Genomic DNA, 20074 nt, shown 5'->3' on the forward strand with positions numbered 1-20074 from the left:
CCAGCACCAGCTACACGCGCACGTTCTCCGGCGCGGCGCAGAACGGCACGTACACCTACGTGGTGAAGGCCTATGACAAGGCCGGCAACGTGGGCTCGCAGACCGTCACTGTGAGCGTCGCCATCCCCGGAGGAGACCCCACGGGCAAGCGCATCGTCGCGTACTTCACCGCCTGGGGCATCTACGGCCGCAACTACCAGGTCGGCAACGTGCCGGCGGCCAAGGTGACGCACATCAACTACGCGTTCTCCAACATCTCCGCGGACGGCAAGTGCGTCCTCGGGGATTCGTACGCGGACATCGACAAGGCGGGCGGGTGGCCGGGGGAGTGGGACGCGGGCCAGCTGCGCGGCAACTTCCGCGCGTTCAAGGAGCTGAAGAAGAAGCAGACGAGCCTCAAGTTCATCATCTCCATCGGCGGATGGACGTGGTCCAAGTACTTCTCGCAGGTGGCGGCGTCGGCGGCGTCTCGCACGGCGTTCGTGAAGTCCTGCGTCGACCTGTTCATCAAGGGCCAGTTCCCGGGCGTGGACGCGGCGAACGGCGCGGGCGTCTTCGACGGCATCGACATCGACTGGGAGTACCCCGTGGGCGGCGGGTTGGAGGGCAACACCAACAGCCCGGCGGACAAGCAGAACTACACGCTGCTGATGTCCGAGTTCCGCAGCCAGCTCAACGCGGTGACGGCGCAGACGGGCAAGCCCTACCTGCTCACCATCGCCACGGGCGCGTCACCGGATCTCCTCATGAACAAGCAGGAGACGAAGGCGCTGTCCGACGTCCTCGATTGGATCAACGTGATGAGCTACGACTACCACGGGGCCTTCGAGAGCACGGTGAACTTCCACTCGCCGCTCTACCGCGTGACGGGCGACCCCATGGCCGGCACCGGCTTCTACACGGACGCCACGGTGGCGAAGATGCTGGAGCTGGGCGTCTCGCCATCCAAGATTGTCCTGGGCATCCCCTTCTACGGCCGCGGCTGGGGCAACGTGCCCAACGTCAACAACGGCCTGTTCCAGACAGGCACGCCCACCAAGGGCACCTGGGATGATGGCCAGTCCGGACTCACGGGCGTGTTCGACTACAAGGACCTCAAGGCCAACTATGAGCGCGCTGGCTCCGGCTACACCAAGTACACCCATCCGGAGAGCAAGCAGGCCTACGTCTACAACCCGTCCGCGAAGATCTGGATCTCCTACGACGACGCCCAGACCCTCAACGCCAAGGCCGACTACATCATCGGCAAGGGCTTGGGCGGCGCCATGTTCTGGGAGCTGAGCGGCGACGACGGCTCGCTGGTGGACGTGCTGTACCAGCGCCTGCACTGAGCGACACCGAGCCCCCGAAGCTCGCGGCGCCGGCAGCCTCTTCAAGGCGACCGGCGCCCACTCGAGGCTCAGCTCGCCTTGGCCCGGAGGTCCTCCAACCAGGTGCCGGCGTGCTGGGCCTCTTCCTCGTGGCCAGGCTCGCGCCACGTCTCCTTCAGCCCGTCCGCGTACCAGCTCCGCATCGACGGAAGCGCCAGCAGACGCGGCCCGTACTCGGCCGCCGCGCCGTCGAGGACCAGCCCATAGGTCTGCACGCGGAACGCGACGGGCGCGAAGAACGCGTCCACCGCCGTGAAGCGCTTGCCCGCGAGGAACGGCCCCCCGAACTGGGCCAGCCCCTGGTTCCACAGCTCCGACACGCGGGCGATGTCGCGGATGAGCTCCGGGGGCATCTCATGCAAGCGCACGCGGATGCCGCAGTTCATCGTGCAGCGCTCCCGCAGCACGCCGAAGCCCGAGTGCATCTCCGCGGCGGCCGAGCGCGCCCACGCACGGGCCCGGGCCTCGTCCGGCCACACGCCCGGATGACGCTCGGACAGATACTCGGTGATGGCCAGCGAGTCCCAGACCCGCGTGTCCCCCTCCTTGAGCAAGGGCACGCGCCCCGACGGGGAAATCGTGCGCATCACCGCGTCCCCCTGCCCGAGCTTGATGAGATGCTCGGTGAAGGGGATGCCCAGCTCCTTCATCAAGACCCACGGACGCAGGGACCACGACGAGTAGTTCTTGTTGGCGACGTACAAGTCATACATGCGTTGGTGACTCCCAGCAGGGCCCCGCACCGGGGCGTGGACGGCGCGGCATTATGCGGCAACCGCGCCTCGGGCACGACGCGCGACTAGCTCGCGCGCCAGGCGGTCCACAGGGACACCGCGCCGAAGATGAAGAAGAGCGCGGCGGCCACCCACCGCACCCAGCTCATCTGCACGCGCCCGGCGAGCTTCTCACCCAGGAACACCGCGAGCCCGTCCGACACCATCATCCCCGCGGTGGTGCCGAGCGTCACCGCCACCGGCATCTGGTAGCGCGCGGCCACGGCCATGGTGGCGAACTGCGTCTTGTCCCCCATCTCCGCGAGGAAGAAGAGCACCACCGTCGTGAGGAAGGGACCGAAGCGCGACGCCTTCTCGCCCTCGTCATCCAGCGTGTCGGGCTTGAGCGTCCAGAGTCCGAACCCGATGAAGAGCACGCCCAGGATCAGGGCCATGATGCGCGCCGGCACGTGCGAGGACACCCACGCGCCCACGGTGGAGGCCAACGCGTGATTGGCCACCGTGGCCACGAAGATTCCCGCCAGCACCACCCACGGGCGGCGGAAGCGTGACGCCAGGGAGAACGCGAGCAACTGCGTCTTGTCCCCCATCTCACTGGCGGCGACCAACACGAACGAGCTGACGATTGATTCCAGTACCATCACGACTCCACGGTTGAGTCCTGGCCTGGGTTCGTGGGGGCGGGATGAGCGCACGACGGACCTCGGCCAGGAAGGTGTCTTCCTGTCCGAAGGTCTCGTTCGCCTCGCGAGCTGCGAGGTGGGGGCCCGGGCTGTCACCAGCCAGTGTGTCGAGCGTCCCGACGCCGATGACTCCGGCGTGAACTACTCCCCTTGCGTGAAGAGGCACGTAGCAGTCCCCCCGCCCCCGCGTCAACGCGAAGCACGCACTCGAGCGAGCCAGCGGCGCGGCGGAGGCCCGGCCCTTTTTTTGACGGCGTGCCGGGGTGCCCCCCTAATGCCCGGGTCAGGTCGGTAGCGGCCTGTAGCAACCCCGAGTGGAGGAAGCCCCGATGCAGGATGGAAGCGCCAACCCGCTGAGCCCCGAAGCTCCGTCTTCGCCGTCCACGGCGGAGTCGGTCGCCGTCCGCGGGCCCGATGCCGACGTCGTCTCCACCCACGTGCTCGTGCCGGAGGAGCAGGTCCAGAAGCTGCGTGAGTTGGCGCGGCGCACGCGCATCCACCAGAGCGAGTATCTGCGTGAGGCCGTGGAGGACCTGTTGTCCAAATATGGACGGATGCCCGAGCGCCCCGAAGGTGAGTCGTGACGGCCTCCTCGTCGAGCGCACCCGCGTCCATCGGCGAGGCCCTGCTGCGCTGGCTTGAACAGGCGCAGTGAAGCACTGAAGGTCGCTGGCTGGAGGCGCATCGGGCGGGGCGCGTAGGATGGGAGGGTTCCACCCCTGCCTCCGGAGCCCCCCATGCGCACCCCGCGACTCACCACCGTCTGCGCGCTGGCCCTGATGGGCTGTGCCTCAGCCGGCGGATTCGACAAGCTCTATCCCGGAATGACGGCCGCGCAGGTCGCCGAGACCATGGGACGTGGGCCCACCCAAGCCGAGCCGTTCGCGGAGGGATGGGCCGCCTGGTACTACGGCGAGGATCGCTGCGTGCTCATGCGCGACGACAAGCTCGTCGGCAAGTCCGTCACTGAAGAACGCGCAGCCCTGAACACCCCCGTCATCAGCGTGCGCGACACCGTCCGCGCGCAGTGCTTGCCCCCGGGACTGGCTGGCAAGTCCGCGCATCAGCAGGAGATCGACACGCCCTTCGGCACCATCAAGGGCAACATCGACCCCGCGACGCTCAGCACCCGCTCCAAGCGACTGGTGACACCCGAGGAGACGCCCAAGCCCGCCGAGGCGCAGGCGCCCGCCCCTACGCCGTAGCCCGCTACGCCGCGGACGAGGGCGACGACGAGGCCGGCCCGCCATCGGGCCCCATCTTCCCGGCGATCTCCCGGAAGGACAGGTGGCCCAGCGACATCAGCAGCAGGCCAAAGCCCACCGTCTGCACGGTCTGCGCGAGCCACAGCACGTTGGCGTATGCCAGCCCGCCCGCGTTCACCACCGCGGGCGGCAGGAAGAGGCTCAGGCCCACCAGCGTCGCCGCCTGGAAGGTGCCCAGCATGCCGGGGGCCGCGGGAATCATCAGGCCCACCACCAGCACGCACAGCACCACGTATGACTGGAACAGCGTCAACGTGAGCGGCTGGCACACGGCCCCGGCCGCCGCGCCCGAGCAGTCAAAGGCGCGCGCCAGCATCATCATGCCCACGCCGTTGATGCCCCAGTACGCCGCCGTGTAGGCGAAGAAGGCGACAAGCTGCTTCGCGTCCGGCAGCTGGCGCATGGCGCCCACGAACGTGTCCACGATGTCCGCGACCTTGTCGGCCACACCCGGCGCCACGCGGCCCACCGTGGCGCGGATCAACCGCACGGTGCGCTCCTGCTGCCACAGCCCGAAGAGCAGGAACAGGAGTCCACCGCCAAACACCGCGAACATCAGCCACGAGCCCAGCTTCACGTAGCGGACCTCGGCGGTCTCCGTGGGGACGAAGAACAGGAGGATGCGCATGGAGGCCGCGACGAAGAGGCCATCCACGATGCGCTCCAGCACCACGGAGGTCATCGCCGCGCTGCGCCGGATGGAGCTGCGCTGGGCGATGAGGAACGGCCGGGCGAACTCACCGAGCCGGAACGGGAGGACCAGCAGCATCATGAACCCGATGCCCGAGGCCTCGTTCAACTGCCGGAAGGGGACGCGCTCCATGCCCGACAGGAGCGAGCCCCACCGCAGGGTGCGGAAGATGTGGATGAGCGTCAAGCAGACGAAATAGGGCAGCAGCCACAGGTAGTTCGCCGACTTCAGGCTGGCGAACTGGGCCGCCCAATCGGTCCGGCGAAAGGCCCACCACATGAAGGCGACGGTGACCAGCACACTGGCCAACAGCTTGACGGCTCGTTTCACGGCGGGCGGGTATAGCGTCACTCCCCGCCAGACTCCAGCGACTCTCCCGCCAGCAGACGAGCGGGGTGCTCGCGCATGAGCTGAACGACGGCCTGCTCCCCTGCCCGCCCCCGCAGCTCGGCCAGCGCCGCGCCCACCCACTCGCGCGCACCCACGGGGCTGTGCAGATCCGTCGCTCCCACCGAGTAGAGCCCCTCATCCAGGAAGGCTCGCGCCAGCTTGCGCGCCTGGGGACCGTAGCGCCCGGTGAGCGCCCCCACGTCCAACTGGAGCAGCGCGCCGGCCCGCACCACCTCCGCGGCGCGGCCCTTCCGCTCGAACTCCAGGCAACGCTCCGGGTGAGCGATGACGGGCGTGACGCCACGGGTCCGGATGCGGAACAGAACGTCTGGCAGCGCGGGCACGGGTGAGGTGTACGGCACCTCCACCAGCACGTGACGCCCGGCGCCGAGCATTCGCGCGCGCGGCGTGCCCAGAGCGCGCACGAAGTCCTCGTCCAGGAAGTTCTCCGCGTTCTGCCCCAGGGTGAGGGGGATGCGGGCCGCGTCGAGGGCCGCGCGCAGCTCGGCGAGCTTGTCTGCGACGACCTCGGGCGGGGCGTACTCGGGCCGCGCGTGAGGGCTGGGCGCCACCGTCTGGAAGCCGAGGTCCACGAGCGCGCGCGCCATCTCCAGCGCGTCGTCCAGCGTCCGCGCGCCGTCGTCCACGCCAGGAATGAGGTGGCAGTGCAGATCGACGAAGCCGCTCACGCGTCCCCGCCCCGCCCTGGGAACCCGTCGGGAGGAAGTTCGTCCTCCCGCTCCTCGGTGTGGCGCTCGGGCATGCGGTATTCCTCGCCGAGCCAGCGGCCCAGGTCCACCGCGCGACAGCGGCGCGAGCAGAAGGGGAACGCGGGGTTCTCCGCGCGAGGAGCGACGGGCTTCTTGCAGATGGGGCAGTTGGGCAGCGACATGGTGGACGGTGTTCTAGATAAGCCTTGACGCTCCGCCGAGCCAGGACGTTTCGTGCCAGGGCGAGGAACCCCAGCGGCTGCCCTCCTGGGAGCCCGGGCCCTCGGGAGGCGTGCCCCCCATGCAGGTCGTGCGCATCACCGAACCCGGTGGCCCCGATGTCCTCTCCTTCGACGAGCGTCCCCGTCCTGAGCCCGGCCCCGGCGAGATTCTCGTGCGCGTGCGCGCCAGCGCGCTCAACCGGGCGGATCTGCTCCAGACGCTCGGCGTCTACCCTGCCCCACCCGATGTGCCTCCAGACGTCCCCGGATTGGAGTACGCGGGCGAGGTCGAGGCGGTGGGCCCCGGCACGCGCCGCTTCCGGGTCGGAGATCGGGTCATGGGCCTGGTCGGCGGTGGGGCGTGGAGCGAGTCTCTGACGACGCGGGAGCGCGAGGCCCTGCACATGCCCACGGGGCTCAGCTTCGCGGAGGCCGCGGCCCTGCCCGAGGCGTACCTCACCGCGTATGACGCGCTGGTGCTCCAGGGCGGCCTGTGCGCCGGGGAGACGGTCCTCATCAACGCGGTGGCCAGCGGGGTGGGCTCGGCGGCGGCGCAGCTGTGCCGAGCCTCGGGCGCGCGCGTGGTGGGCACGGGCCGCAGCGCGGCGAAGCTCGCGCGGGCCGCCGAGTGGGGCGTCACGCGCACCCTGCTCTGCGAGGACTCGCCGCCCCGGTTCGCGCACGCGGTCCGCGAGGAGACAGAGGGGCGCGGCGCGGACCTGTGCCTGGAGCTGGTGGGCGGTGACTACGTCCCGGAGTCGCTCAGTGCGCTGGCGCAGCGGGGACGCCTGCTGCTCGTCGGGCTCGTGGCGGGCAGCACCACCGAGTTGGACCTGGGCATGGTGCTGGGCAAGCGCCTGAACATCACCGGCACCGTGCTGCGCAGCCGTCCGCCCGAGGAGAAGATGGCGCTGACCCAGAGCGCGGAGCGCCACCTCGTGCCCCTCTTTCGCTCGGGGGCCCTCAAGCCCGTGGTGGACGCGGTGCTGCCCATGCGGGACATCCGCGCCGCCGCGACGCGGCTCGCCAGCAACGACTCGGTGGGCAAGCTCGTCGTGACCTGGGAGTGACGCAGGCGCTCAGCGCGCGCTGCGCTGGCGCGCGGGCTTCGTCCCCAAGAGCCGAGGCGACGCACACCGCCGCCACGCCTCGGTCAAGAGCGCGCGCAGGAGCGGACGCCCCACGTGGGCCAGCCGCACGATGACCATGGGGTAGTCCTGGTAGTGCGGCGTCACCGCGAACGCGTCCGGCTTGTCTCGAAGCAGCGCCTCGCGGTGATCGAAGTCCACCTTGAGGACGATGGACTCTTCATCGAGCACCCGCGCGAACAGCGTGTCGCTGACCCGGAACCCAGGCGTCCCGTAGGATGGGCGCTCCGTCGCCTCGGGCAGCGCGAGCGCGAGCGCCCGCACGTCCTCCACGGTGAGCCCCCGCCTCCGAGCCCTCGCTGACTTCGCCGCGCTCACGAGCTCAACGCCCGGACCCGCGACGCGAGCGTGTGCGTGAAGAGCTTGTAGATGCGCAGCGCCGCCGCGTCGTGCGTGTCCAGGTAGTGCTGGAAGCCCGCCCGGGTGATTCGCAGCGCGCGCACCGACGTGCGCGCCCGAACGTGCGCGGACACCGGCCCCTCCTGCACCAGGGAGATCTCCCCCAGGTGCGCGCCAGGGCCCAAGGTGTTCAGGTGCCGGGCATCCGCCTCGGGCCCGCTGAAGACCTCCACGGTGCCCTCCATCAGCACGAAGAGGCCCACGCCGGCCGCGCCCTTCTCCAGCAGCACCGCGCCCGGCGCGATGACGACCTGACGCGCCAGCCGATACAGGTCCTTCATGTCCTCCAGGGACAGGTCTCCGAAGATGGGGATGGCCTTGAGGTAGCGGTAGCCGTTGCCCGCCGGCACGGCGGTCCCCGCGTTGAGCCGCGCGAGCACCGCCTCGGCCTCGGCGTCCATGCCCATGCGGCGCAGGAGCCGGGCCTTCTCCGTCATCAGCGCGGGGTCGGCCCGAGCCACCTCCGAGTTGCTCAGCGCATCCGCCAGCACCGCGAGCGCCCGGTGCGTGAAGCCCTCCGCGTCCAGGAGCTTGCAGATGCGCAGCACGCCCTCGACGAAGCGCGCATCGTCCGAGCGCACGCCCCCCAGCGCCTCCACCTCCGCGTGCGCCTGGCCCAGCTCCCGGTAGATGGCCGCCGCCTCGAAGGGGCGCCCCAGCCGCACCAGACACTGCGCCATGGAGTCGCGCACGCCCAGGCCGCGGTACACCTCCAGCGCCCGCTCCAGCGCGCCCGCGCGCTCGAAGGCCGCCGCCGCGCGCTCCACGTCGCCGTTGCGCAGGTAGGCCTCCGCCGCCGCCACGTACTGCCCGCCCTGCGCGTAGAGGTCCGCGATGGTCGCGTCGTCGCCGCTGCCATCCAACAGCCGCGCCGCGCCCGAGAAGTCATGCGCGCGCCGCAGCACATCCACCAGCCGCCGGCGATCCCCCACCGAGCCCTGCGCGGCCTCGCGCAGCAGGCGCTCGCGCTGTGCCGCGCCCAGCTCCTCGTAGAGCTGCACGGCCCTGTCCGCGTCATCGTGCGCCACCAGCGACTGCACCGCCTGCAAGGGCCCCTCCACCGTCGACCCGGACCGGTTTTCCACCGGCTCCAGTACGTCCGCCACGCCTGACATGTCGCTTCCCCCCATCTTCCTGGGGTCATCCGAGGGCTGCCCTCGGCTTCCCGTCAATTGCGATGAATCTGGAATCGAGTCAAGACGCTAGCACTCCGCCCCCACTCCACGCACATCACCCGGGGGCGAGCTCCGGGAGCGGTCGCAGGCGCGCGCCGTCGGGGAGGACGAGCAGGAACTCGCGCTCGAGGACCTCGCGGTACTCCGCCTCGCTCTGGAGCTGGCGCACCTCCACGGAGGCGCCGCGACGGATCTTCAGCTCGGCGTTGAGCATCGTGCGCCGCACGCCGGGCGTGCAGCGGGCCAGCACGCGCGACTTCACGAAGTGGGATTCGGGGAACGTCGAGGTGAAGTGGTTACCCGACTCGATGTCCAGGTCCAGCACGGGCTCGCGCGGGTCGAAGATGAACATCGCCTTCCACTCGTCCTGGATGAGCAGGTGCAGCTCGTAGCCGGGCACCCACTGCGACTCCACCAGCCGCCAGCGCTCCCCATGGGCCTCGTGCTCACGGCCCACCTCCAGCGGAATGGGGCTGATGAGCCCGTTGCCCCCGAAGCCCACATCCGCGAGCCACTCGCGCCCGCCCAGCTCCACCCGAAGGACCTGGTGCGTGCGGGCCCCGGGGCGCTCCCGGCCCCAGATGACCCGCCCGATCGTCCGGTGCACGCGGAAGCCCACCTGACTCAATACCGAGTGGAACAGGGTGTTCTGTTCAAAACAGTAGCCCCCCCGGCGCGCGCCCACGAGCTTCGCCTCGACGCTCGGCAGGTCCACGCGGATGGGCAGCCCCAGGTGGATGTCCAGGTTCTCGAAGGGGAGCGTCCCCACATGCGCTCGGTGCAGGCTGTCGAGCGTCTCCAGGTCGACGCGCACGGGCCCGACATGGCCCAACCGCTCCAGATATGCCTCCAGCGACATTCACACTCCACGGACAAGCGGTGGGCATCAGGCCGCGCCGCGCCTCAATCCTTCCGCGCGCGCTCCAGTTCTTCAACGAGGAGTTCCGCGACGCGACGCACGCGCGGAATGTCGAGCGCGGATTTCGCGCAGACCACATATAGAGGGCCGCGCTGATGAGGCCCCAGGTCGATGCGGAGCGGCACGAGCGAGGACGTGCGCGCGAAGCCATGCCGGAGGCGCGGCAGCACCATGGCCCCGACCCCGGCCTCCGCCGCCGCGAGTTGCACGAGGAATTGATCCGACGCGAAGACGGGCTCGAACCCAGGGACGAGCGCCGCCAGCTGCGGGTTCGGCGGCACGTCCTCGAACGGCGGCGCCCAGGCGATCCACGGCAGGTCCTGGAGTCGAGGCCTGCGCGGCAGTCGCTGCGCGAGCGCCCGTGACACGAAGACCGCGTTCTCCACCTCCACCGTGTGGACCGTGGTGAGGTCTGCTTGCGAGGGCGCCCGTGAGCGCAGCGCGAGATCCGCCTCACCGCGTCCCAGGTCCAGGTGCGTCACCGACGAGAGGACCTCCACGCGCATCCCGGGGTGCTTCTGCAAGAGCTTCCCCGCGAACGGCGCGAGGAAGTCGAAGGCGACGAACGGCATGGAGGTGATGCGGATGACGCCGCGAGGCTCACGGTCCGCGGTGTCCGCGGCACGGCTCACCTCTCCGGCCCACTCCGCCATCCGCCGCGCCGGCCCGAGCAAACGCTCCCCGGCACTCGTCAAGGTGGCGCCGCTGACGCCCCGGCGAAACAGCGCCTCCCCCACCGCGTACTCCAGGTCCGCCAGACGGCGACTCACCGTCGGCTGCCCGAGCCGCAGCTTGCGCGCCGCACCACTCACGCTGCCGGCCTCCGCCACGGCCAGGAACAATCGGACGTCATCCCAGGGGATATCCATATTCGGATGGCATCATGCGTGATTCGCTGTTTTCAATCCACGAGCGGATGGATACCTTGGGGGCACTTCAGGAGATACATCCCATGCGCATCGCCCTCGCCATCCTCGCCGCCGCAGTCATTGCCGTGGCCCTCGCCGTGCTTATCGGCTTCGCCCCCACCCACCACCCGGTGCGCTCCGTGGCGGGCCTGGGCGTGGCGCGCGCCTCCCGGGAATTGCTGGCGGTGATCGACACGCCGGGCCCCGTCGTCCTGGAGACCGTCAACTCGGCGGACTGGGCCGTCACGCGCGACGGCCTCATCAACCTGAAGCACCCCAAGGCGGTGGCCGCGGGACTCACCGATGGGGACGAGCCCATCCAGATCTATTTCCACGCGCTGCACCACCCCACCCAGGGCCTCTTCATCGTGGACACCGGCGTGGAGAAGGCCCTGCGCGACCGGCCCGACACCGCGGCCATCCGCGGGTTCATCTCCTCGGCGATGCACCTGGAGAAGATGAAGTTCCACCAGCCGCTGGGGGACTACCTCGCGGCCCACTCCAATGAGCCACTCCAGGGCGTGCTCCTCACGCACCTGCACCTGGACCACGTGACGGGCATGGCGGACGTGCCCGCGGGGACGCCCGTCTACACCGGCCCGGGTGAGGCCACCGACCGCAACGTGCTCAACGCCCTCATGGCCCCGACCGTCGACCGCGCGCTCGCCGGCAAGGGCGACATCAACGAGTGGCCCTTCCACCCGGACGCCGACCACCGCTTCGAGGGCGTGGTGGATGTGTTCGGCGACGGCTCGGTGTGGGCCATCTGGGTGCCGGGCCACACGGCGGGCACCACGGCCTACCTCGTGCGCACCACCGAGGGCCCGGTCCTGCTCACCGGTGATGCGTGCCACACGCGCTGGGGCTGGGACAACGAGGTGGAGCCGGGCTCGTTCACCGCGGACGCGCCGCGCGGCGTCGCCAGCCTGGGCCGACTGCACACGCTGGTGAAGGAGCACCCCGCCATCAACGTGCGCCTGGGCCACCAGCGCTGAAGCCCGAAGCCAACGCTCCCCGCGCGACCCCCATTGCGCGCCCGAGCGGGGCCTCTATCCTGCGCCGCCATGGCAACCCACTTCGACCCCAGCGCCGCGGCGCAGTCCGACTCCGGCATCTTCGGCCTCCCTCACACGCCCGAGGAGGCCCACGTCGTCGTCATCCCCGTCCCCTTCGAGGCCACCACCAGCTACGGCGGTGGCACGTCGGATGGCCCCTCGGCCGTGCTGGAGGCGAGCCGCCAGGTGGACCTGTTCGACGTGGAGACGGGCCGCCCCTATGAGCGCGGCATCGCCCTGCTCCCCGAGTCCGAGGACCTGCGCGCCTGGAACACCGAGGCCAAGGCGCGCGCCGAGGTCGTCATCGAGGCGGGCGGCATCCACTCCGGTGACGCCGAGCTCGTGGCCGCCGCCCGCGACGTCAACGTGCTCTGCGAGAAGATGAACGACGCCGTCTACGCCGAGGCCAGGCGTTGGCTGGAAGAAGGCAAGCGCGTGTGCGTGCTGGGCGGCGACCACTCCGTCTCCTACGGCATCATCCGCGCCCACGCGGAGAAGTACCCGGGAATGGGCGTGCTGCACCTGGACGCGCACGCCGACCTGCGCGTGGCCTATGAGGGCTTCACCTGGTCGCACGCGTCCATCATGTACAACGTGGCGCGCAACCTGCCGGGCGTGAAGACGCTGGTGCAGGTGGGCCTGCGCGACATGAGCCAGGAGGAGTTCAAGTACATCGAGGACTCGAAGGGCCGCATCCACGGCTTCTTCGATGCCACGCTCCAGCAGAACCGCTTCGATGGCATGACGTGGAACCAGCAGGTGAAGCAGATGGTGGAGCTGCTGCCCCAGCAGGTCTACCTGTCGTTCGACATCGACGGGTTGGACCCCACGCTGTGCCCGAACACCGGCACGCCCGTGCCGGGGGGCCTGTCCTTCGCGGAGACGGTGGCCATCGTCGCCGGCATCGTCCGCTCGGGCCGGACCATCATCGGCCTGGACTTGGTGGAAGTGGCGCCGGACCCGAACGGCGGCGAGTGGGACGCGAACGTCGGCGCCCGGCTCCTCTACAAGATGATCGGCTGGATGCTGAAGTCCGAGCAGCGCTAGTCACGCGCCAGCCCGGCGCTCGAGCAGGAGTCCTGTCCCTCGAGCGCCGGGGCGGCTCACCGCGCTACAGCCTCGGGCGGTCCTCGACCACGGGAGCGAAATCTCCAGTGGCCTCGGGCGCCAGGGTCCGCGCCTGAACGGCCGGCGGCGTGACGCCCATCCAGGCGGACAGGCGCGTCAGGGCCAGTGTCCGCTCGGGCTCGGGCAGCCGGACAATCTGCGCGGTGAGGTGGTTGGCGTTCGGCACCGTGAAGCGGAGTGAGTCATTGCGCTCCCGCACGTCGAAGGCGCCCGCGGACCAGGGATCGCGGTCCGCATAGAGGAACAGCATCCGCTCCCCCTCCCGCCGGACCCAGTGCTCCACGCGCAGCATCAGGTCGCGATCGAACCGCTTCTCCACGGGGAACGGGAGATAGGCGGACGGCACGTCCTCACGCGCGTACCGCAACAACCCATGCAGGTGATGGGTGGGGTAGCGGTTCCAGCCCAGCTCCGTGGCGGACTGGTAGTAGTAGGCCGCGAAGTAGTCGAGCGACGCATCCCCATAGGTGGACGCCATGCCGGTGATGTCATCGAGGAAGGCGAAGACTTGGGTCGCCGGAGCGCCGGGCGCGGGGATCTGCTCGCACAAGGACGGCGTGCCGTACTGCCAGAAATAGAAGGGCGTCTCGACGATGCCGAACTCCAGGGACCGGTCGACGCCCAGCACGCCGTAGGTGTCCCCCGTCTCCGCCATGAAGGGGAGCAGCTCCGCGCGGCGCGACAAGGCGTCTCGCTGGAAGTCGCGCAGCTTCTCCCGGCAGGCCTCGTCGCCCACCCGCTCCAGGAAGTGGACGAAGCGCCCGTCATCCAAGCCATGCGTGTTCGGCGCCACGTAGGCCACGGTGGCGTCCACGTCATTCGGAAAGTAATAGCGGTGGTAGACGGCGGACATGCCGCCCTTGCTGCCGCCCGTCGTCAGCCAATGGCCAGCATAGACAGACTTGAAGGCCTGGATGATGCGGTGGTAGTCGCTCGCGGCCTGCCAGATGTCGAGCAGCTTCCAGTCATTGGACGCCGGCCGAGAGGCACCGAAGAAGCGGTGCTCCAACGAGAGCTGATTGGCCCCGAGCAACGCGGTGGGCTCGTACTGCGAGGGCCGCCCGTTCAGACTGTACCCGCCCGAGTACACCACCATGGGCGCGGACACGGAGCGATGCAGCAACGTGGCCCGCAGCTGGAAGTGCTCTCCCCCCGGGGTGCGGTGATCCGCCGGCTGCTCGAAAGAGAGGCGGAAGAAGCGCGTGCCTTGAATGGGCGAGGGCGCCTCTCCCAGCACCGTCAGCCCAGGGATGGCCTGGAGCCGAGTGAGGATGTCCTCGGTGTCCGCGCCGGCCTCCAAGGCCCCCGCGACCTGGCCAGGCGGCACGGCAGGAAGGGCTCCGGGCCCCTCTGGAACAGGACCGCCGCAGGCTTGCATCACCAGGGCCGCGGCCAACCACCCCAGGCTCCGAGACAAGCCAACGCGTCTTGACGAACTCATGCACGCTCCGCTGTTTGGGTTTGCAATACGAACTGCCCCGCGCGGCCCGAGGCATCACAAACCTAACAGATGACGCATGCGATCATCACGGAGGGTCATGCAGGACTTCGTCAGGCACTGCGCGGCAGATGGAGGTTGAACGCGGTGCCGGCGCCCACCGCGCGTGGCTCCACGGACATCCGGCCCCCGTGCAACTTCGCCAGCTCGGCGGCGAGATAGAGGCCCAGTCCCTCGCTTCCCCGCGGGCCGTGCGCAAACGGCTCGGACCACGTGGGCAGCGCTTCCGTGGGCGCATCGGTCCGCTCGTCCGCCACGCGCACCGTGACGAGTGAGCACGACGCGCGCAACTCCACCGACACACCGCCTCCGGGCCCCATCGCGCTCGCCAGCAACGCGTCCAGCGCCAGGCGGATCCGATCCGCGTCGAAGGTCAGGCCCACCGGCTCGGACGGGAGGGCCAGCCGCACCGCCGCGCCCGGCACGCGCGCTCGCCACTGGGCCACGGCGTCGCGCAGGTGCGCCCGGAGATCTCCCGTCACGGGCCGCAGGCGCAGCGAGCCTTCGGCCAGGAGCGCGGCGTCCCGGAGGTGCCGTCCCAGCAGCTCCAGCGACTGGAGTTGGAAGCCCAGCGCGCTCACCGCGCCCAGGTCCACCCCGGGGCTGTCGCGCAGGCGCTCGAGGTGCTCACGCGCCTGCCACAGCGGGCCCTGAAGCGCGTGGCCCACCCACTGCCCCAGCGCCTCCGCCGTGGTGTTCGCGGGCGCTTGCGGCGGCGGCTCGGCCTCCAGGGACTGACGAACCAGCGCCTCGAAGTCGTTGATCTCGAAGGGCTTGTTGAGGAAGGCCCACGCATCGGGCGTCCCCGTGGACAGCACCCCGCTCAGCAGGATGACCGGGACCGCGTGAAGAATGGGCTCGGCCTTCATGCGCCGGCACAGCTCCACGCCGCTCATGCGCGGCATCACGTGGTCCGTCACCACCAGTCGAGGACTTCGCGCCCGGGCCAGCCCCAACGCCTCCTCTCCATCCCTCGCCTGCACCACGTCATGGCCCAGGTCTTCCACCACCTGACTCAGGACCTCCAGAACCGCGGGTTCATCGTCCGCAACCAGGACGAGACTCATGCGTCCACTTCCTCTCAGCGGCCACGCCCAGGGGAGTTCCGCGCGTGCCTTCGCGCCACCAACACCGCCGCCCGCTCCCACGCCCGCCCCCTTGAGGGCCATGGGACCTCGGGACAGAAGGTCCACGGGTTCACGGAAGAGAGACCTGGACTATGAAGGACCGAGCACTCATTCCGGACATCCTCGGGAATGCCGGAGCCTTCCCAACAGTCCGGATGTTGCTCGGAAGACACTCCGACACGGAGCACGGAGGAAGACATGAAGCCCGGAGTCATGGCGTGGGGTCTGCTGGCGGCGTCCTGCCTCATCACCGCCCCCGCGCGCGCGGACCTCGCCCGCCGGCGCGACGCCGTCGTGGAGGTCGTCCAGAAGGTCTCTCCCGCGGTCGTCTACATCGGCACCGAGCAGGAGGTGGAGTCGCGCTTCCGAGGCCGCTCTCGCTCCCCCCTGGAGGATTTCTTCGGCCTGGGTCAGCCGGACTCCGGCGGCCGGGAGAAGATTCAGGGGCTCGGCAGCGGCGCGCTCATCGACCCGAGCGGCATCATCGTCACGAATGATCACGTCATCCGCGGCGCCTCGGCCATCCACGTCGTGCTGGCGGATGGTCGCACCTTCGACGCCGAGGTGATGGGCAGCGACGCCACCAATGACCTGGCCGTCCTCAAGGTGAACGCGAAGGATCCGCTCCCCGCGGCCCGCCTGGGCACCAGCGCGGACCTCATGATTGGCGAGACGGTGGTCGCCATCGGCAGCCCGTTCGGCTTGAGCAAGACGGTGACGGCGGGCGTGGTGTCCGCCACCGGCCGCACCTTCCGCGCCGATGACCGCGTCTACAACGACTTCATCCAGACGGACGCCGCCATCAACCCGGGCAACTCGGGCGGCCCGCTGCTCAACGTGGATGGGGAGATCATCGGCATCAACACCGCCATCTTCGCCAACGGCCAGGGCATCGGCTTCGCCATCCCCGCGGACAAGGTGCGCCGCATCGTCGAGGAGCTGACCCGCTTCGGAAAGGTGCGCCCGGCGTGGGTGGGCCTGGACACGGAGGACCTCACGCCTCGGCTCGCGGCGAGGCTCGGGTGGGATCGCACCTACGGCGTCGTCGTCTCCAACGTGGATCCCGACAGCCCGGCGGCCCAAGCCGGCGTGCGCCGAGGCGACGTGGTGGCCGAGCTGGGCGGCTCGCGCATCCAGGACGCCGAGGACTTCGACTCACGCGTGCGCGGCTACCCCGCCCGCTCCGCCTTCCCGCTCGTGCTCTTTCGCGAGGGCGCTTCGCGCACCGTGCAGGTCGCCCCCGTCGAGTTCCCTCGCCGGCTCATCGAGACCCTGGCCTGGGAGCGGCTGGGGCTGCGGGTGAAGGAGGGCAAGGGGATGATGGCCGTGTCCTCGGTGCGGCCGGACTCGGCGGCGGCGCAGATTGGCCTGGAGCCGGGCGATGTCATCCTCCGCGTGAACAACCAGCCCGTGCCGGACGGGGACACCTTCCGGGAGGCGCTGCTCACGGCGCGACGGGGACGTAGCGTCCTGATGCTCGTGCGCCGAGGCCGGTACGGCTACCACATCACCCTCCCGTTCGAGGGACAGCGCATCTAGTCCTTACAGGGATTCCAGGATCGGCGGGAACGGCACTAGCATGGGTCCCCCATGAGTCCGGTCCGCTACGTGTCGCTCGGTCCTCTTCTTTCGGGAGAGGGCTCGCGAGCCTTCCTCGGCCTGTCGATGGAGGAGGCCCGCCCACCGATTCCCGTGGTGCTCATTTGGGCACCGCAGGAGATTGCTCAAGACGCGGACCTGACGGCGCGCCTGGAGCGAGAGACGGAGCGCGCGCTCGTCTTCGAGCACCCGAACATCCTGCGGGTCCACGGGCTGACGCGATTGGACGGAGGGCTGGCGCGCGTCACCGAGTTCGCGGATGGCGAGCCGCTGCGCAAGGTGCTGGAGGCGCACCCCCGCATGCCGGCGCACTTCGCCGCGCTGGTGGTCGCCGACGCGGCCAAGGGCCTCCACTACGCCCACGTGGCCGGCAATGACGACGGCTCGCCGCTGGTGCACGGAGACATCCGCCCCGAGACGCTGATGGTCTCGTTCAGCGGCGTCACGAAGGTGTCGGGCTACGGGGCCCTGACGGTGGCGCCCCGCGAGCGCGGCGGCAAGCGCGTGAAGAACCGGCGCGCGTACACCGCGCCCGAGCAACTCCTGGGAGGCCGCGAGGCCGTCAACGTGCAGTCGGACGTGTTCCTGCTGGGGCTCACGCTGCACGAGTGCCTCACCGGGAAGATGCCGTTCAAGGAGTCGGCGGATCCGGACAAGGCGGTCATCAATCGCGCCTTGCCGCCCATGCCCAACGACGTGCCGCTGAAGCTGGACGCGGTGGTGCGTCGCGCCACCAGCAAGCGCGCGATGGAGCGCTATCCCTCGGCGCTCGCGTTTCGTGAAGCGCTGGTGGAGGCGGTGGGCAAGCTGCCCTCGTACGAGTCGTTCGCGGAGTACCTGGCCAAGCTGTTCCCGCCGGAGAGCGACGCACGCGCGGCGCGGCGACAGCTCATGGAGCGAGGCGCGGCGGAGGCACTCGCCAAGGCCGGTGTTCCGGCGCCGCGCATCGCGGAGTTGATCGCGAAGGGCATCGGCTTCACCACGGAGACGCCGGGAGATCCCAACGGTGAACCGGCCAGTGGAGCGGTCCCGGGCACCGCGCCCGTCAACGCAGGCGCGTCCCCCACGGATCCGCGCGTGGGCACTTCGACGAGCGCCCCCGTCGCCGGAGGCTCCCCGGGCGTATCCGTGCCGCCTGCCTCCACGAACGGCAGCAGCGCCCCGGCGTCCGCGCAGTCCGCCTCCCCGCATGCGACCGGTGTGACGGGCTCCACGCCTCCCGACCCCACGCTGGGCGCGGGCGTGGCCGCTGTCCCCGTGCGCGCGGCGGGCAACGCGGGCGCGGCGTCTGCTCCTACGGCGCGGTCCGCGGCGATGCCTCCTGTTCCAACCGGTGGCACGCCAGGTGGAATGCCCTCCGCCGCGCCCGCCGCGCGCCCATGGTGGCCCATGGTCACCGTGGGCTTCGTGCTCGTCGCGGGCGCGGGGGCCTTCGTGATGCAGCGCACGTTGCGCGGCACGGTCAGCGTCGAGAACCCTCCAGCGCAGCCGCCTTCCCCCACCCTCGCCGTCGTCGACGCGGGCGTGCTCGCGGACGCGGGTGCGCACGACGCGGGAGCCTCGGCCACGGTCAGCGAGCACCTGGGCATCCTCGACCTCGTCGTCGAGCCGCGCGTGGATGTGTCTCTCAATGCCGCGCTGCTGGGGCGCACGCCGCTCACTGTCTCGCTGCCCCCCGGACGGCACACCCTCACGCTGACCAACGGCGCGCTCGGCATCACCGTGGCGCGCACCGTGACGGTGGCGCCCACGGGCAAGACGTCCGTGCAGATCTACCTCAACAAGGCCTTCGTCAACGTGCGCGCGCCAGAAGGCGCGAGCGTCACCGTCGACGGTCGACCAGTGGGCACCGCGCCCGTGGACGAGCTCGACGTGTACGAGGGCTCCCATCGACTCCTCGTCACCGTGGGCGCGGCCCGCTGGCAGAAGTCCTTCACCCTCGAAGCCGGTCAGCGCACGACCTTCACCGTGGACTTCCAGGAGCCGCCCGAGGAGTAAGCCCCTCGCCTCGGCCCCCCCTCGCCCCATCATGAGTCTGTCCCTCCTCGCCGCGCTCCTCCTTCATGCCAGCCCGGCGGAAGCAACCCTCTCCCTGCTCGAACCCACCGCGCGCGGCTGTGACTGGGTGCGCGTAAATGCGCGCACCTCCGAGCGCCGCATCCTCACCACGCTGGAAGTGGACTGCCAGGGAGGCACCACCGCGCTGAGCAAGGATGGCTTGCGCGGCGCACTCCGCTTCTGGCGAGGCGGCGTCAGTGCCCCCGTCCTGGGCCGCCCCACGTTCCCGGAGAAGTTCCCCTCCCCCGCCTTCAAGGACCGCCTCTTCGAGGTGGAGACGGCCACCGGCGCGCACCAGGAGCTGCCGCTGCCTCCCATCGGCGAACTCATTGAGTTCGGCTACGACGCAAGCCAGCGGCTCCTCGGCCTCACCGTGCAGCGTGTGACACCCGAGCAGGAACATGCGGGCTTCGCCGAAGTGGAGGGTCAGCGCATCGTGTTCGACAGTGAGGCGCCGGGCCACCCGCTCCTGGCCCACGCCTTCGTCTTCCGCGACAAGGCCTGGGTGCGGCTGACCACGGAGGCCACCGACAGCATCCGCGGCATCCGCGGCATGGTGCTGCGCAAGAAGCTGGGAGATCGCGCCAGCGCCGCGCTCGATCCTCGATTCACGCCGGGCGACCTCGACGACAACACGCTGCTGGATCAACTCGACACGCTCGCGCCGGAGCAGCCCGAGGGAGAGTGGTCTCTGCTCAAGCGCGGAGGGATGTCGCTCGCGGTCTGGGCCACGCCCTTCGAGGACGACATGCTCTCCACGGGGCTGGTGCGCCGGGTGGAGGGGCATCAGGCGCTCGCGCTGCCCGGCCACGCGCTCCACGCGAACGACCTGGCGGGGGTCCAGGTCCGCGGCACGTGGCTGCTCGTGACGCTCGCGGACTCAGGGGGACACCCTCGGCTCTACCGGGGCAAGACGCTCGTCTGGAGCTCGGAGACCGCCCGAGCCGTGACGTTCTGGCCCCGCTGAGCGCGGCACTCGGACCCGGCCGAGCACCG

The 20074-nt window shown here is 70.2% G+C and carries 20 protein-coding genes; 9 read left to right on the plus strand and 11 right to left on the minus strand.

The window, feature by feature from the left end; genetic code table 11:
* Positions 1–1331, plus strand: a 1331-nt coding sequence (locus tag KRR26_RS19515; RefSeq protein WP_217080524.1) for a glycoside hydrolase family 18 protein, incomplete at its 5' end; no start/stop codon positions are given.
* Between the two features lie 68 nt (positions 1332–1399).
* On the opposite strand, the gene KRR26_RS19520 is transcribed toward KRR26_RS19515, so the two are convergent.
* Both KRR26_RS19520 and KRR26_RS19525 read right to left on the minus strand, forming a co-directional pair.
* Positions 1400–2083, minus strand: a complete 684-nt coding sequence (locus KRR26_RS19520; protein WP_120203472.1) for a glutathione S-transferase family protein — start codon at positions 2081–2083, stop codon at positions 1400–1402.
* 86 nt (positions 2084–2169) lie between these two features.
* Positions 2170–2745: a TMEM165/GDT1 family protein gene (locus tag KRR26_RS19525; protein WP_199723692.1), complete on the minus strand. Its 576-nt coding sequence runs from the start codon at positions 2743–2745 to the stop codon at positions 2170–2172.
* Positions 2746–3116: 371 nt separating this feature from the next.
* Here KRR26_RS19525 and KRR26_RS19530 point away from each other — a divergent pair, with 371 nt between their 5' ends.
* Together KRR26_RS19530 and KRR26_RS19535 are read left to right on the plus strand one after the other, a co-directional pair.
* Positions 3117–3371 carry a ribbon-helix-helix domain-containing protein gene (locus tag KRR26_RS19530; protein ID WP_120203470.1) on the plus strand — a complete coding sequence of 85 codons (255 nt, stop codon included), beginning with the start codon at positions 3117–3119 and terminating at the stop codon, positions 3369–3371.
* A 153-nt stretch (positions 3372–3524) separates the two neighbouring features.
* Positions 3525–3992 carry a hypothetical protein gene (locus tag KRR26_RS19535; RefSeq protein WP_120203469.1) on the plus strand — a complete coding sequence of 156 codons (468 nt, stop codon included), beginning with the start codon at positions 3525–3527 and terminating at the stop codon, positions 3990–3992.
* A gap of 4 nt (positions 3993–3996) precedes the next feature.
* Here the strand turns inward: KRR26_RS19535 and KRR26_RS19540 are convergent, their stop codons facing one another.
* The 3 genes from KRR26_RS19540 to KRR26_RS19550 are packed head-to-tail and all read right to left on the minus strand — an operon-like array spanning position 3997 to position 6025.
* The gene (locus KRR26_RS19540) at positions 3997–5073 is read right to left on the minus strand and encodes a lysylphosphatidylglycerol synthase transmembrane domain-containing protein (protein WP_120203467.1); all 1077 of its coding nucleotides are present in this window, start codon (positions 5071–5073) and stop codon (positions 3997–3999) included.
* Positions 5074–5090: 17 nt separating this feature from the next.
* Entirely contained in the window at positions 5091–5822 is a 732-nt protein-coding gene (locus KRR26_RS19545) for a tyrosine-protein phosphatase (protein ID WP_120203466.1), read from the minus strand.
* On the minus strand, positions 5819–6025 hold the full coding sequence (locus KRR26_RS19550; RefSeq protein ID WP_120203464.1) for a DNA gyrase inhibitor YacG: 207 nt from the start codon (positions 6023–6025) through the stop codon (positions 5819–5821). The genes KRR26_RS19545 and KRR26_RS19550 overlap by 4 nt, the downstream gene beginning before the upstream one ends.
* A 119-nt stretch (positions 6026–6144) precedes the next feature.
* On the opposite strand from KRR26_RS19550, the gene KRR26_RS19555 reads away from it, so the two are divergent.
* Positions 6145–7134 (plus strand): NAD(P)H-quinone oxidoreductase, encoded by a 990-nt coding sequence (locus tag KRR26_RS19555; protein ID WP_217080525.1) that lies wholly within the window; start codon positions 6145–6147, stop codon positions 7132–7134.
* Positions 7135–7143: 9 nt separating this feature from the next.
* On the opposite strand, the gene KRR26_RS19560 is transcribed toward KRR26_RS19555, so the two are convergent.
* From KRR26_RS19560 to KRR26_RS19575, 4 genes are all read right to left on the minus strand, one after another.
* Positions 7144–7530: an MmcQ/YjbR family DNA-binding protein gene (locus tag KRR26_RS19560; RefSeq protein WP_120203461.1), complete on the minus strand. Its 387-nt coding sequence runs from the start codon at positions 7528–7530 to the stop codon at positions 7144–7146.
* A complete protein-coding gene (locus tag KRR26_RS19565) occupies positions 7527–8726 on the minus strand; it encodes a cyclic nucleotide-binding domain-containing protein (RefSeq protein ID WP_120203459.1) in 1200 nt (399 codons plus the stop codon). Before KRR26_RS19565 ends, KRR26_RS19560 begins: the two co-directional genes overlap by 4 nt.
* 115 nt (positions 8727–8841) lie before the next feature.
* Positions 8842–9645: an arylamine N-acetyltransferase family protein gene (locus tag KRR26_RS19570; RefSeq protein WP_217080526.1), complete on the minus strand. Its 804-nt coding sequence runs from the start codon at positions 9643–9645 to the stop codon at positions 8842–8844.
* Positions 9646–9689: 44 nt separating this feature from the next.
* Positions 9690–10574, minus strand: a complete 885-nt coding sequence (locus KRR26_RS19575) for a LysR family transcriptional regulator (RefSeq protein ID WP_120203456.1) — start codon at positions 10572–10574, stop codon at positions 9690–9692.
* 83 nt (positions 10575–10657) lie between these two features.
* On the opposite strand from KRR26_RS19575, the gene KRR26_RS19580 reads away from it, so the two are divergent.
* Positions 10658–11608 carry an MBL fold metallo-hydrolase gene (locus KRR26_RS19580; protein WP_217080527.1) on the plus strand — a complete coding sequence of 317 codons (951 nt, stop codon included), beginning with the start codon at positions 10658–10660 and terminating at the stop codon, positions 11606–11608.
* Between the two features lie 69 nt (positions 11609–11677).
* Complete coding sequence (locus KRR26_RS19585; RefSeq protein ID WP_217080528.1) at positions 11678–12715, plus strand: agmatinase family protein; 1038 nt, start codon at positions 11678–11680, stop codon at positions 12713–12715.
* Positions 12716–12779: 64 nt separating this feature from the next.
* Here KRR26_RS19585 and KRR26_RS19590 read toward each other — a convergent pair whose 3' ends face one another.
* Together KRR26_RS19590 and KRR26_RS19595 are read right to left on the minus strand one after the other, a co-directional pair.
* On the minus strand, positions 12780–14123 hold the full coding sequence (locus KRR26_RS19590; RefSeq protein ID WP_328707172.1) for a S28 family serine protease: 1344 nt from the start codon (positions 14121–14123) through the stop codon (positions 12780–12782).
* A 224-nt stretch (positions 14124–14347) separates the two neighbouring features.
* Positions 14348–15361: an ATP-binding response regulator gene (locus KRR26_RS19595; protein WP_217080529.1), complete on the minus strand. Its 1014-nt coding sequence runs from the start codon at positions 15359–15361 to the stop codon at positions 14348–14350.
* A 258-nt stretch (positions 15362–15619) separates the two neighbouring features.
* On the opposite strand from KRR26_RS19595, the gene KRR26_RS19600 reads away from it, so the two are divergent.
* Genes KRR26_RS19600 through KRR26_RS19610 form a run of 3 tightly spaced genes read left to right on the plus strand, consistent with a single transcriptional unit; the run spans position 15620 to position 20045 of the window.
* Positions 15620–16960 (plus strand): trypsin-like peptidase domain-containing protein, encoded by a 1341-nt coding sequence (locus KRR26_RS19600; protein ID WP_217080530.1) that lies wholly within the window; start codon positions 15620–15622, stop codon positions 16958–16960.
* A gap of 51 nt (positions 16961–17011) precedes the next feature.
* A complete protein-coding gene (locus KRR26_RS19605; protein WP_217080531.1) occupies positions 17012–19018 on the plus strand; it encodes a serine/threonine-protein kinase in 2007 nt (668 codons plus the stop codon).
* Between the two features lie 31 nt (positions 19019–19049).
* Positions 19050–20045 carry a hypothetical protein gene (locus KRR26_RS19610; protein ID WP_217080532.1) on the plus strand — a complete coding sequence of 332 codons (996 nt, stop codon included), beginning with the start codon at positions 19050–19052 and terminating at the stop codon, positions 20043–20045.
* Positions 20046–20074: the final 29 nt, after the last annotated feature.

Origin of the sequence: Citreicoccus inhibens, from assembly GCF_019039035.1 — a bacterium.
Classification (GTDB): Bacteria; Myxococcota; Myxococcia; order Myxococcales; family Myxococcaceae; genus Citreicoccus; species Citreicoccus inhibens.

Coding starts and splice junctions, on each gene's coding strand:
- KRR26_RS19520 (WP_120203472.1), bottom strand. CDS start 2,083: ATGTATGACTTGTACGTCGCCAACAAGAACTACTCGTCGTGGTCCCTG.
- KRR26_RS19525 (WP_199723692.1), bottom strand. CDS start 2,745: ATGGTACTGGAATCAATCGTCAGCTCGTTCGTGTTGGTCGCCGCCAGT.
- KRR26_RS19530 (WP_120203470.1), top strand. CDS start 3,117: ATGCAGGATGGAAGCGCCAACCCGCTGAGCCCCGAAGCTCCGTCTTCG.
- KRR26_RS19535 (WP_120203469.1), top strand. CDS start 3,525: ATGCGCACCCCGCGACTCACCACCGTCTGCGCGCTGGCCCTGATGGGC.
- KRR26_RS19550 (WP_120203464.1), bottom strand. CDS start 6,025: ATGTCGCTGCCCAACTGCCCCATCTGCAAGAAGCCCGTCGCTCCTCGC.
- KRR26_RS19555 (WP_217080525.1), top strand. CDS start 6,145: ATGCAGGTCGTGCGCATCACCGAACCCGGTGGCCCCGATGTCCTCTCC.
- KRR26_RS19565 (WP_120203459.1), bottom strand. CDS start 8,726: ATGTCAGGCGTGGCGGACGTACTGGAGCCGGTGGAAAACCGGTCCGGG.
- KRR26_RS19570 (WP_217080526.1), bottom strand. CDS start 9,645: ATGTCGCTGGAGGCATATCTGGAGCGGTTGGGCCATGTCGGGCCCGTG.
- KRR26_RS19575 (WP_120203456.1), bottom strand. CDS start 10,574: ATGGATATCCCCTGGGATGACGTCCGATTGTTCCTGGCCGTGGCGGAG.
- KRR26_RS19580 (WP_217080527.1), top strand. CDS start 10,658: ATGCGCATCGCCCTCGCCATCCTCGCCGCCGCAGTCATTGCCGTGGCC.
- KRR26_RS19585 (WP_217080528.1), top strand. CDS start 11,678: ATGGCAACCCACTTCGACCCCAGCGCCGCGGCGCAGTCCGACTCCGGC.
- KRR26_RS19595 (WP_217080529.1), bottom strand. CDS start 15,361: ATGAGTCTCGTCCTGGTTGCGGACGATGAACCCGCGGTTCTGGAGGTC.
- KRR26_RS19600 (WP_217080530.1), top strand. CDS start 15,620: ATGAAGCCCGGAGTCATGGCGTGGGGTCTGCTGGCGGCGTCCTGCCTC.
- KRR26_RS19605 (WP_217080531.1), top strand. CDS start 17,012: ATGAGTCCGGTCCGCTACGTGTCGCTCGGTCCTCTTCTTTCGGGAGAG.
- KRR26_RS19610 (WP_217080532.1), top strand. CDS start 19,050: ATGAGTCTGTCCCTCCTCGCCGCGCTCCTCCTTCATGCCAGCCCGGCG.